This is a genomic window from Agrobacterium sp. 10T429 (assembly GCF_056393925.1).
Window position 1 is genome coordinate 137,544 of the sequence record NZ_JBFTGV010000015.1, and the last position, 13,208, is coordinate 150,751.

A 13,208-nucleotide genomic window follows, 5' to 3' on the forward strand; every position below is an offset into this window, starting at 1 on the left:
GTCCAAGCACAAGCACAAGCACAAGCAAGGGCCGCGGCGCACGATGCCGCGGCCTTTTTTTGTTTCTTCATTCGGTGATGGACAGGGCTTTCCCAAGAGCCGTGACGTGGACGACGTCGCCGCGCTTCAGCGTCCCGGCCAGGTGAACAATGTGGCCACCAAGCTTGTCGTTTCGCACCACGTCCGTGATCGTCCATTCAGCGTGCATCGTAGATTCAGCCGGGACAGCTTTTCGGAATTGAAAGCTGAATTCGAGGCCTACCATCTCGCCCGTGCGTGAAAAGTGATCCGCTACCAGTCCCATCATGAGCGCGGTATAGTGAGTCCCACTGGCGATAATTCCGCCAAAACGCGAGCGTTCTGCGACCGCTCCATCGTGATGCAGCGGGTTAGTGTCGCCCGCTGCCAACGCGAACGCGCTTATACCCTGCTCATCGAAGGTGAATGACTTGCTAAAGGCATGTCCTACCGCAAACTTCCGTCCGCCACTTTCCTCGCTGTCGGCGTCCATCAGCATCGTCTCCCATTACATCGGCGCGGCTGCAGCCGGATGATCGTGTTCATTGTTATGAAAGCCAAAACGATACTTGACAAGTGTACAGTCGAGCTTTAGCGTCCTGAACACTTGTTCAGTCAAGTAAGGCGAGGTGGAGCTCGCCGTCACACGGGAGGCCTATCATGAGCTACGCTCAATCCACGCAGGACCGCGTCCTGGAACTCGTCCAAACTTATTCTTCAGCAGACTTCAATGTCGCATGGCATCTTTGCGACCGACATCCGGCAGACGCCGTCGCGCACACCATAATCGGGGACGATCTCTCGTCTGCGAAACTCACCTACGGCGAGCTTCGCGTTGAGTCCGAAAAGCTAGCCGCATCTTTTCTCGACCTCGGAGTCGTCCAGGGAGACCGGATTGCGACGCTGATGGGCAAGGGACGCGAGTACCTCGTCACCATCATCGCCATCTGGCGGATCGGGGCGGTCCACGTTCCTCTCTTCACGGCCTTCGCGCCTCCAGCCATTCAGTTCAGACTGGCATCCTGCGGTGCAAAGCTCGTGGCTTGCGACGCTTCGCAGCGGACCAAGCTGAGTACCCTCGAAAAGGAACATCCGGCTCCGACATGGCGCGTCATGACCACTGGTCATGGCTCGAATGGAGATCTGTCGTTCGATACGCTATTGGCGGCGGGAACAAGCGGTACACCGAGCGTCGCGGTGGGTGGAAATGGAGCTTTCATTCAAATCTACACGTCCGGCACGACGGGGAAACCGAAAGGCGTGGTCGTTCCGGCAAAGGCGCTCGCGGGTTTCCATGCCTATGCGGAATTCGCACTCGGCCTGAAGCCGGATGACGTTTTCTGGAACTCTGCAGACCCTGGCTGGGGTTATGGCCTGTACTTTGGTGTGCTGGCGACGCTCACCACCGGAACACCGTCCATCATGCTTTGCGCCGGGTTCTCGCCCGAACTCACATACAAGGTGCTGTCGCAGTTTCACGTCACCAACTTCACCGCGGCGCCAACGGTTTATCGATCGCTGATAGGTTCGGGCATCACACCTCCCCTGGTAAGCCTTCGCTGCGCAAGCAGCGCGGGCGAGCCGCTGACACCCGAAGTCAACGCCTGGAGCAAGGATGCGCTCGGTGTTCTGGTGCATGATCATTTCGGACAGACGGAAGCGGGCATGCTGGTCAACAATCATCACCATCCGGATCTCCATGGTCCACTGAAGGAGGGATCGATGGGGTTGCCAATGCCCGGGTGGAGGGCCGTTGTGCTTAAGCTGGACGAGGATGAGCTTGCCCCGGCCGGAGAAGTCGGCCGTCTGGCTTTCGAACTCGGCGAGAGCCCGTTCGCCTGGTTCTCAGGGTATGTCGAGGAGCCGGTCAAATCTCAGGAAAAGTTCGCGGGCGATGGCAGATGGTACTTGTCCGGCGACCTCGCCAGGATCGATGACGAGGGCTACGTGTATTTCAGTGCGCGTGACGACGACATCATCATCATGGCAGGCTATCGAATCGGCCCTTTCGAGGTCGAATCTGTCCTGGCGACCCATCCCGCTATAGCCGAGTCTGCGGTTATCGCAATCCCTGACCAGGTCCGGGGTGAAGTGCTCGAAGCGGTCGTCGTGCTGCGAGCCGGCGTGGTGCCTTCGGAGGCTCTGGCCAAGGAACTGCAGTCACACGTCAAGCAGAACTTCGCCGCCCACGCTTATCCACGCCGGATTTATTTCGTTGAGAGCCTGCCTAAAACGCCGTCCGGAAAAATTCAGAGATTCGTGGTCAGGCAGCAGGCACGCGAAGGTACGCTTGAAACGCTGAACACCAAGGAAACCGCTCATGCAGATTGACGGAAAGCTGTGCGCTGTTACCGGTGCCGCCTCAGGCTTGGGACGGGCGACCGCAAAAGCCCTTTATGACGCCGGGGCCAATCTTCTTCTACTCGACCTCAACAAGGACCGACTGGCAGAGTTCCAATCTGAGCTTGGGCTTGAAAAGACCGTATCGGCATCAGTGGATATCAGAAATCCCGATGAGATCGAGAACGCTTTCGACAAGGCGATTGAACAGTTCGGTGCTCTCCGGGCCACCGTGAACTGCGCTGGTATCGCTTCCTCCGCCAAGATCGTCTCGCGGGGCGATCCCCACGATTTCGATCTCTGGCGCAAGGTGATCGACATCAACCTCAACGGGACCTTCAACGTCATGCGGCTCGCTGCGGCACGCATGGTCAAAAACGATCCGTTGGGAGAGGCCGCAGAACGCGGGATTATCGTCAACACGGCGTCGGTCGCAGCCGAGGACGGGCAGAAGGGCCAGGCCGCCTATGCCGCCAGCAAGGCGGGGGTAGCAGCACTCTCCCTCCCCGTTGCGCGTGATCTCGCAGAATACGGCGTCAGGTGCGTCGCGATAGCGCCGGGCCTATTCGGCACCGAACTGTTCGAGCAAATACCTGAGAAGGGGATCGAGGCGCTGAAACGCGCCCTCCTCTATCCGGCGCGCATGGGACTGCCGACGGAGTTCGCGCTTCTCGTCAGACACATCGTTGAGAATACCTATCTTAACGGCTCTCTGATCCGCCTCGACGGCGGAGCGAGGCTTCCAGCGTGATCATCAAGGAAGACGACACATGAACGACGTTGCAGTTCACATCGCCCCCGCACCGCGAGAGCGCATCAACGTGCTTTGCGAGCGGGAGGGACGGATCGCGTGGATTACGCTTTCGCGGCCAGAGCGCGCGAATGCCCTGAATGTCGAGACCCTTGAGCAGATCCTCGACGCCATCGACCGTGCCGAGGCAACGCCGGGCATCGAGGGGATTGTCCTGCACGGCTCAGGCGCACATTTTTGCGCGGGAGCCGATCTCAACGAACTGTTGGGGAACGGTCCTGGTGGGGTGCGCAAGCTGCTCGACCTCTTCCGTGAGGTCACGATCAGGATTGAGCGATCGCATCTCATCGTCGCGGTCGCCGTACACGGTGCAGCACGTGCGGGGGGCATTGAAATCGCACTGGCCTGTGATCTCGTCATTGCCGGCAAATCCGCCACCTTCGGCGACGCCCATCTCTCGAAGGGTCTCCTTCCAGGCGGGGGATCAACTGTGCGTCTGCACCGCGCGATCGGTTGGCAGCGCGCCAAATGGATGATCCTGAGTGCGGAATCGATCGACGCCGGGACGGCCCGCGAGTGGGGCCTCGTATTCGACGTCGTTGACGATGCCGATCTTCTGGCCACCACTGAGCGCCATGTTCTGGCAATGACACGCGGCGATACGGAATCGATGGGCCGGGCAAAAGTGCTGCTGTCGATGGTCGATGAACAGAACTTTTCCGATGGCCTCGAAGCAGAGATCGCGACGCTCGAAACGCACTGGCAGTCGGAAGCCTTCCAGCGAGGCGTAGCGGCATTTCTTTCTCGCCGAAGCGGCAAATAGATCTCGGAAGATAAGGAAACTAACATGGACACTGAACGGGACCCGATCGTAATCATATCCGCCGCCCGCACTCCAATCGGCTCTTTCCAGGGTAGCTTGAAGAACTTTCAGGCGACCGAGCTCGGCGGGATTGCGATAAGCGAAGCTCTACGACGCGCCTCAGTCCGACCGGACGATGTGGATGAGTTGTTGATGGGCTGCGTCCTCCCGGCAGGGCTCGGACAGGCGCCGGCGCGGCAGGCCGCCCACAATGCGGGCCTTCCCTGGTCCGTCCCATGCTCGACCGTCAACAAGGTGTGCGGATCCGGCATGAAGACGATCATGATGGCGCACGACGCTTTGGCTGTCGGGACCGCAGGCCTCGTTGTCGCGGGTGGCATGGAGAGCATGACCAATTCCCCTTATCTGCTGGAGAAGCATCGAGGAGGAGCGCGGATGGGGCATGGCCGGGTCATTGACCACATGTTCCTCGACGGTTTGGAAGATGCATATGATCGCGGGCGGTCCATGGGCACGTTCGCCGAACAGACGGCCGAAACCTACCAGTTCACCCGGGCCGACGTGGACGCTTACGCAATGGAGAGCCTCGATCGTGCAACCAGAGCAATAGCAGACGGCTCTTTCAAGAAGGAAATCGTAGCGGCGGGCGATCTTGCTGCCGACGAACAGCCCGGAAAAGCAAAGCGGGAGAAGATCCCTCAGCTCCGTCCGGCGTTCAAGGAGAACGGAACGATCACAGCCGCAAGTTCTGCTTCCATTTCGGACGGAGCGGCGGCCGTTGTTGTAACCCGATTGTCCACTGCGGAGAAGCTGGGCGTGCAGCCGCTTGCTTATATTCGCGGGACCGGCGGGTTCGCACAGGAACCCAGTCTGTTTACCACGGCTCCGGTCTACGCCATCGGCGGTCTTCTGGAAAAGCTCGGTTGGAGCACCGATGACGTCGATCTGTTCGAGATAAACGAGGCTTTCGCAGTCGTTCCCATGCTCACCATGCGCGATCTTGGAATCCCTCATGAAAAACTCAACGTCAACGGAGGCGCCTGTGCCCTGGGCCATCCGCTTGGCTGCTCGGGAACAAGGGTCCTCGTCACGCTGCTCTCGGCACTAAAGGCGCGCGGCCTGACAAAAGGGGTGGCCTCACTGTGCATTGGCGGTGGTGAGGCAACTGCACTTGCCGTCGAGCTCTTCCGCTGATTGCGGAGGGCTGCATGCGCCGTTTGACCGCGTTTGAGCTGGGATCCCCGGAAAATTTCAGATTCGAGGACGTGCCGGATCCTTATCCCGGCCCGGGACAGGTGCGCATCAGAGTGCACGCGGTGGCGCTCGGTTTCGTGGACGGACTGATCGCCGCGGGCCGCTACCAGATGACACCGACGTTGCCCTTCACTCCTGGAGGCGAGATCAGTGGAATTGTCGACATGATTGGCCCTGATGTGCGTGACCTTGAAGTGGGAGCGCGTGTCGTCACCTGGCAGTTAGGTGGTGGTCTCGCCGACAGTATTGTCGTGTCGGCAGCAGAAACCGACGTCATTCCGGACGAACTCGACCTGCGCGTAGCTGCTGCGGTGCTCGTAGATTATCAGACCGCTCGTTACGCATTGAGCGAACGAGGCCAACTCCAAGCACACGAAACGGTGTTGGTGGCCGGGGCGCTCGGAGGCGTCGGTTCGGCCGCTGTCCAGATGGCGCGAGACCGAGGCGCCCGGGTCTTCGCGCTTGTCTCGGATCCGCAGAGCCGTGCCCGTGCGTTGCAGCTTGGCGCCATCGCCGCGATCTCACCCACAGATCCGCACCTGCGTGACGAACTCAGGCGACTGGCGCCGCACGGGATCAATGTGGTTGTAGATCCAATAGGGGGTTCGTTAAGCGAAACCCTGTTCCGCTCTCTTGGCAAAGAGGGCCGTCATCTCGTCATCGGCTTCGCGTCGGGATCAATCCCGGCCATCCCATCAAATCTGGCACTCTTGAAAAGCGCTTCGCTCGTCGGTGTCGACGTGAGGCATTTTGTAGCTGCATATCCAGAAACCGCAAAGCACGCTCGCAACGAGATCTTCAAGACTTGTCATCGGATCCCTCACGCCGCCGCCTTTGATGACCTTTGAGTTCGAGCAGGCAAAGGAAGCGCTTACCGCAACATCCCTCCGGTCAAAGTCAGGAAAGCCGGTCGTACTGCTCGGAGGGCACGATTATGGGCAATCGGTCAGAGACCGAATCAGAGGAACATTAAGTTGATGAGTGCCCAGAGCGCGCGTAGCCGAGTTGGATCTGATCCGCGTATTCCATATGGGCCCGCGGCTGGCGTGAAGGTTCAGTCGTTTTTCATTAATGGCACGATCCCTCAAATTGAAAAAGGAGCCCGCACATATGTGGTCGCACTTCAAGGTCACATTTCCACGACTGGCGAGATTGAAGTCGCCGTTGCTTGGAAAGGGTGCGCGGGGCCGCTGATGTTACCGACGGACATGGAGCCCGGCAGGAGTATATCAAAGCATTTTCGGAAGTTGCGCTAGCTCGGTTGCAGCTTCAGCGTGGTGCGCCAATTCCGTCATCGGTGTATGTCTGAGCAACGGTGATGTTTAACAGCCCGGCGGAGCGAGTCACACTCTACCGCGAAGTCATCGAATACGCGACAGAAGCCTTTTGTGGATGGCTAGGGTCGTTTCAAGAAGCCGATCGAATCCGCATACGGAAGGGGAATATCGAAAGCGGGCAAACAACTGCGGCCTGATCTCAACAGACAAACTGCATGAGCGATCGCCGACGCAAACCGTTAAGGGAAATGCACCGGTCGACATTCGAAGCGCTGGTGAGGTCAGATAGAAATACCGAGACCGCCCAACAGTTATGACGGGATCGAAAACCTCCTGCACGTTTTCGAAACTGTGTTCCTTCGCTTTCGCAAATTTTTCCCTATAAACTCGCCTGGATATGAACCGGCGGACCGTAAGATCAGCATCATCCTTGTTTTTGCGCACTCCGGATTGTCGGACGATGTTTCCAGGTCTTCCGCAAAATAGGTTATTTCACCCGACGTCACCTTCCATCGATCTACGACAGCCCGGTCCTTTTTCCATGGATAGAAAGACTCGAGGCCCTTGGTGCCTGAACTCTCTCGGTCCAAGAAAATATGGTGATCGCCTGTCCCATTGAGTAACTCTCCGTACGAATCCGAGATCGCGCCTGATGTTCCTCTCCATGCAGTTCGAGCTCGTTGCGAAAAGCTGGTCCCAGATCGCCGCCATCGCCGAATGGTACGTCAAAAGCGCCATCATTTCGGGACTGCCGCAAGTTGCTGCAGGCGTCGTGTCGCTGAAGTGTGGTGAGTCTTGGGTCGCATGCCTGAGTGAATAAATGCTCCAGATGTGCGGTCCTCATCTACTGTACAGGGAACAGGATATGTATTTACCGCCTTGACAGGATCTGAACTCACGACAACCGACAAAATGAAGATATTATCCAGCGAAATCAACTTATTGGAGCAACCATTAAACCATCGGACGAATGACTGCGCAATTGGCCAGTTTCCTTCGAAAAGATCCAGCAATCGCTATCCGCCTATCAAGCATTTGGATGGGGTAATCGGTGGCGACAAGCGGATGCAGACAGTAATAACATTTGTCGCGATTGATGAATCGCGGTCAATATCCGACCTGCACACCTTTCCAGAAAGCCACCCGGTCTTTGATCTCATTGGCGGCCGGTTTGGGTTCGACATAGAACCAGGCTGCGTCCGCGTTTTTCTGGCCGTCGACCTCCAGCGTATAGTAGCTGGCTTGCCCTTTCCACGGACAGCTCGACTTGGTCTCGCTCGACCTCAAATATTCATTTTTGACAGAGCCAATCGGAAAATGGTGGTTGCCCTCAACGATGACCGTATCGTCGCTCTCAGCAATTATCGCCCCGTTCCATGTCGCTTTCATAACCGAAATCTCCTCTGTGTGGGTCCAAATATAGGAACGTACCAAAGTCGTAGCCGCCTCCGACAGTCAAGGTGCCAGAGTTTGTATTGATCTGAACTGCGATCAGCAGAAAACGATTGGTGTTCGATCTAGACGCACGGACCTTCGTCCGTATCAGCCTAAATGATGTAAAAATGGGGAACTGCTTCGTCTTCCAATGCGAGACATCGGCAAAGGCACAGCGCTCGATGTGTCGGCCAGGTGGTCATCGATTGCATCAGATGCAACGCGCGGACTAAATTTGGGGCGGAGTTTCATGCCGCCATGACCAAGGCGCTGCCAACGGGCCGGTACGCGACTTCGAGGTTTCCAATTTCTGTCAATTTCTGATTGACAAATACAAAGAATTTTAAAGTACACTTGATATTCACTTTGAACCCGTGCGATGATGTCTATTATGAATGAACATTTGCCGTCAAAGCTAAAGTACCTAATCCAATCGGTTCCGCCGGGTTTTCTTGTCGATTCGGCTTGGACGGCACGCCATGCGATCTCACGGCAGTCTGTATCGGCGTATATCAAACAGGGTTGGCTTGAACGGATCGCGACAGGCGTCTACCGACGCCCATTTTCGGCAAGAGAAACGCCGCAAGCCCTCACGGGCTGGAAAATTCCCTTGTTATCCGCGCAGTGGATCATGGGACATGTTTTCCACGTAGGAGGTTGGACCGCACTTGGGTTGCGCGGACATTCCCACTACCTGCAGCTCGGCGGCGATACACGCGTGTACCTCTACGGCTCCGATATACCTGATTGGCTGATGAAGTTGCCAACCGATGCCAGGTTTGTCCGGCGAGGTCATGGACTGTTCACCGACGAGAACAACGGCGTCGAGGACAGCGAATTCAGCCTCTCCGATAATCCAGATGAGGAACTGGCCATGAGCCCGTGGCGCTGGCCTATCAAAATGTCGTCTGCGGAACGGGCGATACTGGAAGTTCTCGATGAACTTCCGAAGAACGAAAGCTTTCACAACATCGACATTGTGTTTGAAGGAATGGTCAATCTGCGCCCGAAAATGTTGACGACGCTGTTGACCCAGTGCCGCAGCGTAAAGGTGAAACGCCTTTTCTTCGTCTATGCCGACAAGCACGCGCATGCGTGGCTCAAGCATATCGACAAATCGCAAATCGATATGGGACGCGGCGACCGGTCACTTGTCCCCGGCGGCCGGCTTCACCCGATTTATCGCGTAACGGTCCCTGCAGACCTGTTGCCAAAGGAGATTATCGATGGCGCGTGATCGCTATATGCGGCAGGTCGAGCTGCTCGTTCGGACGTTGCCCTATATCGCGCGGCAGGATGTCTTCGCCCTCAAGGGGGGAACGGCCATCAACCTGTTCTACAGGGATATGCCTCGTTTGTCGGTCGATATCGACCTCACCTACCTTCCCATCCAGGATCGGGAAACGACGCTCAGCGGTATCGACGCCGCGCTTGACCGCATTCGCGAGGACCTGCTGAAAAATCTGCGCGGCGTCGACGTCCAGCGTATCGCCGGTGGCGGCAACAATGACACGCGGGTGCTCGTCCGGCAGGGCACCACCGAAATCAAGATCGAGACCTCGCCGGTCGCGCGTGGAACGGTGCATCCTCCGGAACTGCGGACGGTCACGGATGGCGTGGCCGAGGCGTTCGGCTTTGCCGAAATGCAGGTCGTGTCATTCGAGGATCTATTTGGTGGCAAGCTTCATGCCGCCGTGGACCGCCAGCACCCGCGCGATCTCTTCGACGTGAAGCTGCTCTACGATAACGAAGGGCTCACCGATGCGTTGTTTCGGACCTTCCTCATCTACGTCGCAAGCTCGGGCCGCCCGCCGCATGAGTTGATCAGGCCGTCATTGTCCGAAATCGATGACGCCTTCGTGAAAGAATTCGAAGGCATGACCATCGAACCCGTCAGCCTGATCGAACTGAAAAACGCACGGGCACAGCTGACAGATGACCTTCGAACCCGCCTCGATGATAAAGCGATGCGGTTCCTGCTTACTCTCCATGATACGGAGCCGGATTTCGACGCCATCGGGTTGCCACAGGCAGCGGCACTACCGGCAGTACGATGGAAATTGATCAACCTTGCCAAGCTAAAACAGCAAAACCCCGATAAACACGCCATCCAACGTGCGGAGATTGAAAATATGTTTGCGTAAGCTTCCGCAGGCACGTGCGGCCGGCAGTCATTTGCCGAACGTTGAGGTACAACGGTTAGGCGCTTCCTTGAAGCGTAGGAGCGGAACGGAACGCTTGAAGCGCGGGGATTGCATCGCCTTTCGCAAAGGCTTCCAATCCCACAGGTCCGCGATAACCCAACGATTTCCGAAGGACGATGGAGAAGCCTGGACATGATGAACTCCAACTGTTTTATCAGACGAGACCAACCCTGACGGCGGCGGCTTTCAACGCATCGAGGCCGAGCGACTGGTACTGGAAGGAATTGCGAACGGCTGGATCCTGCTCGGCTTCGATGCCGATCCAGCCGTCGTAGCCGGCATCTTTCAGGATTTTTAGCAGCGGTTCGAACTCCACCCCGCCCTCCTCGTCTCGCGGTACGGTGAACACGCCGGCCCGAACGCCGTCCATGAAGCTCATCGCATCGTCGCGCACCCGCTGCATCACGACAGGGCGAACGCTCTTTGCATGGAAATGGCCCACACGATCAATATGGCGGGTGAGCACCGGGGCCGGACACGGCCGTTCTTTAATACTGTTATTCGAAGTGCTCCCCGATCATCTCTTCGCTCTTGATCCAGAGGGCCTTGGCCCGCTCGGCATCGAGCGCATAGGCGCAGACATCTTCGCTGATGCGGCTTGCCGGGTTCTCCGTTACGGTCGCGACACGGCAATTGTGGCAATAGAGACCACCGACCTCGTCAGCAGCGGCAACAAAGCCAGCCCATAACGAGGTGGCGGCTCCCTGCGGGATCGACTTCAATTCGAAAGGCGACTTACCTTGGGCTGCGAGTTCCTTGTTGACCTTGTCGATCATCGCCTCAAACGCTCCGTCTCCCAAGTGACGGGTGAGCTCCGTGCGGATACCGCCTGGATGTACCGCCGTTGCGCGAACCCCGCGCGCCTTGTGCCGTCGGTCGAATTCGACAGCGAACAGAATATTGGCAGTCTTGGAGCGCCCGTAAGCAATCCAGGGATCGTAAGCCGTGTGTTCAAAATTTGGATCTTCAAGATCGACATCGGCGTAGCGGTGGCCGGACGATGCCAGGTTCACCAACCGCCCGCCGGGTGCGATCAGGGACGCGATGCGATTGACGAAGGTGAAATGGCCGAGATGGTTGGTGCCAAACTGCGTCTCGAACCCATCGGCCGTATGACCGAAGGGAGCCGCCATGACACCGGCATTGGCAATGACGACATCGAAGGGACGGCCATCCTTGAGCAGAGCGTCCGCGCAGGCGCGCACGCTTGCCAGCGATGCCAGATCGAGCTGGATCAGATCGAGGCTACCACCATTGGCAGTCTCGGCGCGAACGGGCGTCATTGCGCCTTCCGCCTTTGTCAGGTCACGGGCAGCACCGACGACATCGGCCCCGTGGGCCACCAGCGCCCGCGCTGTTTCGACGCCAAGGCCTGCGGACACGCCGGTGACGAGCACGCGTTTGTCGCTGAGGTCGATCCCGGAAAGCACCTCTTCGGTGGTGGATTTCGATCCAAACAAGTTTGTCATCAAATAATCTCCTTGTGCTTTGCACATATAGTCAGTGGTGCTGGCAAGACCCGCTGATCAAGTTACGGGACCGTTGGCGCGCTTGCGCGGGTGCGGATGGGTGTCGGAAAACTCACAATGCGGCGGCGGCGTACAGCCAGCCGACACGTCGGGGCTTGTTGTGCAATATGCGGGATCACCAATGTTTTTAGTGCGCTCCCGCCTGCCAGCATCGTGCTGGCGCTACGCGAACTGTGGCAACTCGTCGTGTATCTCGTACCACTCGGCTTTCGAGGCGACGAAATAATGTGCTGTCGGCGACGTCGGCAGTGGCGTATCGAGCGTCCCCAGCCGCAAGCGAACAACATCCGGCATGGTATCGCGGCGACTTATGATCGATGACCCGCAATTGGAACAGAAAAAGCGGTGAACGCCCGGTGATGAATCGAATGCCTTCAGCGCTGCCTCGCCTTCGATAATGACGAAGTCGCTGGCGGCAACGGCTGCGTTGGTCGCAAACGCGGTTGCGGTTGCTTTGCGACATCGTGAACAATGGCAATAGATTGCGGCACCAAGCTCGCCACGAACTTCGTATTTTACCGTACTGCAGAGGCAACTGCCTTTATACATAGTAGCTCCTATGGCCGAGGTAGCGATTTGCGCATATTTGACGGGACGGAAGTTCATTGCGTTGCGATTGGGGGCACGCGATGAGTTCCTTGCGGACTTGCCTGTTATGTCTGCCGACGTCGCGCATCGTCGCGACGACTATATGTCGAGGCCGGGCAAGTTCCAGCTTCGTGAGCTTCCCGTTCGCGCCGGTGCCGACCGCCACCTTGTTGCTCATGCGTCTTCCCGTCACTGTTGGATAATCGAGTCTGGACATACATGTCTGTCTATATATTGGACTGCGTATACATTCGGTGGATGGGCATGGGAAAGCATGGCACGCAGCCATTGTCCAATTTTCAGGATGTTCGGCTTGACTGTCTCAGTCTCTTTCCGATGTCGACGCCACAGCCATCTCGTTCTCGAGCAACAACCGAGCGGCATCGCGGTTGGCTTCGACAATTCCCTCGCTTGGCATGGATTGAGCGATGACGAAAGATCCCTGAACCAGCGATAGGACTTGGATAACGGCTCGCTCAGGGTTCTTCAAACCCAGCGGCTCAATGAGCCGCGTAACTAATTCATGTAATTCTTTGTAATAGTCGGCAATGGTCGCCTGTACTTCTGGTGTGTTTGCCTCAGGTCCAAATTCTGCCAGCCCTCTTGAAAACGAACAACCGCGGAATGTAGGCGCACGGAGAGGTTCATCAATTGCATCGAAGATTGTAAGGACGCGCTCTATGGCTGACAGGCCAGGCTTTTCCGCCGCCGCTGCAAACATCTCAAAACCAATGGTTTTTTTATCACGGAGATACGTCGCGATCAGGGAGGCCTTTGACGGGAAGTGCTTGTAAAAAGTCATCTTCGCCACGTCGCTCTCTGCAATGATGCGATCTATCCCGACAGAGTGAACGCTGAGCCGATAAAACAGATCTGAGGCAGTCTTCAATATCCGCTCTCTTGGCGGAAGGCCCTCGAGCGACTGGCGCTCCAACTCCACGATTTCAGGCATGCTGCCCTTTCGCATTTGGCATCTCCTATTCATCATCT

General features: G+C 57.3%; 14 protein-coding genes. 8 read left to right on the forward strand and 6 right to left on the reverse strand.

Annotated features, from left to right (window positions below; all coding sequences use genetic code 11):
• Nucleotides 1–67: 67 nt before the first annotated feature.
• Entirely contained in the window at nt 68–511 is a 444-nt protein-coding gene (locus tag AC1DCP_RS25315; RefSeq protein ID WP_441360575.1) for a MaoC family dehydratase, read from the reverse strand.
• Nucleotides 512–678: 167 nt separating this feature from the next.
• On the opposite strand from AC1DCP_RS25315, the gene AC1DCP_RS25320 reads away from it, so the two are divergent.
• From AC1DCP_RS25320 to AC1DCP_RS25345, 6 genes are all read left to right on the forward strand, one after another.
• Nucleotides 679–2,349 carry an AMP-binding protein gene (locus AC1DCP_RS25320; RefSeq protein WP_441360576.1) on the forward strand — a complete coding sequence of 557 codons (1,671 nt, stop codon included), beginning with the start codon at nt 679–681 and terminating at the stop codon, nt 2,347–2,349.
• The gene (locus AC1DCP_RS25325; protein WP_441360577.1) at nt 2,339–3,109 is read left to right on the forward strand and encodes an SDR family NAD(P)-dependent oxidoreductase; all 771 of its coding nucleotides are present in this window, start codon (nt 2,339–2,341) and stop codon (nt 3,107–3,109) included. The genes AC1DCP_RS25320 and AC1DCP_RS25325 overlap by 11 nt, the downstream gene beginning before the upstream one ends.
• 19 nt (nt 3,110–3,128) lie before the next feature.
• Complete coding sequence (locus AC1DCP_RS25330; protein WP_441360578.1) at nt 3,129–3,932, forward strand: enoyl-CoA hydratase/isomerase family protein; 804 nt, start codon at nt 3,129–3,131, stop codon at nt 3,930–3,932.
• A 24-nt stretch (nt 3,933–3,956) separates the two neighbouring features.
• Nucleotides 3,957–5,126 (forward strand): acetyl-CoA C-acyltransferase, encoded by a 1,170-nt coding sequence (locus AC1DCP_RS25335; RefSeq protein WP_476774777.1) that lies wholly within the window; start codon nt 3,957–3,959, stop codon nt 5,124–5,126.
• 14 nt (nt 5,127–5,140) lie between these two features.
• Nucleotides 5,141–6,034 carry an NADPH:quinone oxidoreductase family protein gene (locus tag AC1DCP_RS25340; RefSeq protein WP_476774778.1) on the forward strand — a complete coding sequence of 298 codons (894 nt, stop codon included), beginning with the start codon at nt 5,141–5,143 and terminating at the stop codon, nt 6,032–6,034.
• A 1,081-nt stretch (nt 6,035–7,115) separates the two neighbouring features.
• Entirely contained in the window at nt 7,116–7,283 is a 168-nt protein-coding gene (locus tag AC1DCP_RS25345; protein WP_441360581.1) for a hypothetical protein, read from the forward strand.
• Between the two features lie 287 nt (nt 7,284–7,570).
• Here the strand turns inward: AC1DCP_RS25345 and AC1DCP_RS25350 are convergent, their stop codons facing one another.
• On the reverse strand, nt 7,571–7,852 hold the full coding sequence (locus tag AC1DCP_RS25350) for a DUF427 domain-containing protein (protein WP_476774779.1): 282 nt from the start codon (nt 7,850–7,852) through the stop codon (nt 7,571–7,573).
• 436 nt (nt 7,853–8,288) lie between these two features.
• On the opposite strand from AC1DCP_RS25350, the gene AC1DCP_RS25355 reads away from it, so the two are divergent.
• Nucleotides 8,289–9,134 (forward strand): type IV toxin-antitoxin system AbiEi family antitoxin domain-containing protein, encoded by an 846-nt coding sequence (locus AC1DCP_RS25355; protein WP_476774780.1) that lies wholly within the window; start codon nt 8,289–8,291, stop codon nt 9,132–9,134.
• Entirely contained in the window at nt 9,124–10,041 is a 918-nt protein-coding gene (locus tag AC1DCP_RS25360) for a nucleotidyl transferase AbiEii/AbiGii toxin family protein (protein WP_173998431.1), read from the forward strand. Before AC1DCP_RS25355 ends, AC1DCP_RS25360 begins: the two co-directional genes overlap by 11 nt.
• A 214-nt stretch (nt 10,042–10,255) precedes the next feature.
• Here the strand turns inward: AC1DCP_RS25360 and AC1DCP_RS25365 are convergent, their stop codons facing one another.
• The 4 genes from AC1DCP_RS25365 to AC1DCP_RS25380 form a co-directional block, all read right to left on the reverse strand.
• Nucleotides 10,256–10,543 carry a hypothetical protein gene (locus AC1DCP_RS25365; RefSeq protein WP_476774781.1) on the reverse strand — a complete coding sequence of 96 codons (288 nt, stop codon included), beginning with the start codon at nt 10,541–10,543 and terminating at the stop codon, nt 10,256–10,258.
• Nucleotides 10,544–10,598: 55 nt separating this feature from the next.
• Nucleotides 10,599–11,570, reverse strand: coding sequence for an SDR family NAD(P)-dependent oxidoreductase (locus tag AC1DCP_RS25370; RefSeq protein WP_476774782.1), 972 nt, complete (start codon nt 11,568–11,570; stop codon nt 10,599–10,601).
• Nucleotides 11,571–11,792: 222 nt separating this feature from the next.
• Complete coding sequence (locus AC1DCP_RS25375; RefSeq protein ID WP_476774783.1) at nt 11,793–12,179, reverse strand: GFA family protein; 387 nt, start codon at nt 12,177–12,179, stop codon at nt 11,793–11,795.
• A gap of 361 nt (nt 12,180–12,540) precedes the next feature.
• The gene (locus tag AC1DCP_RS25380) at nt 12,541–13,185 is read right to left on the reverse strand and encodes a TetR/AcrR family transcriptional regulator (protein WP_476774784.1); all 645 of its coding nucleotides are present in this window, start codon (nt 13,183–13,185) and stop codon (nt 12,541–12,543) included.
• Nucleotides 13,186–13,208 lie beyond the last annotated feature (23 nt).